Genomic DNA, 274 nt, shown 5'->3' with positions numbered 1-274 from the left:
CATAACAGTCTGTTCCTGCAGTTCCCGCAGGCGCAGGATTTCTTCTGCCAGATCGTCGTAGTTCGTGCCGCTTTCCGTCCGGTCAATCAGCTCCTGCTGCAATTGTCGCATCCTTTCCGCGAGTGCTTCTGCTGACTGCGGATTGGCAAGGCTGATCGCGGTTTTCAGATTACTTTTCAGCTTTTTCAGGTATTCGTCGCTGTTGCCGAGCATTTCATTGACCGCGTCAATAAACCCTTGCTGCAGATCATCCTCGCTGACCGTCCGTGCCGGG

The 274-nt window shown here is 54.0% G+C and carries 1 pseudogene; it reads right to left on the bottom strand.

Annotated elements, in window-relative coordinates:
* Positions 1-274 (bottom strand): annotated as a pseudogene (locus QVO51_RS10225) (hypothetical protein); the annotation flags it as partial.

This window comes from Ruminococcus sp. CAG:379 (assembly GCF_000434255.1).
Classification (GTDB): domain Bacteria; phylum Bacillota; class Clostridia; order Oscillospirales; family Ruminococcaceae; genus Ruminococcus_F; species Ruminococcus_F champanellensis.
This window is presented reverse-complemented; position numbering and strand designations above follow the sequence as displayed.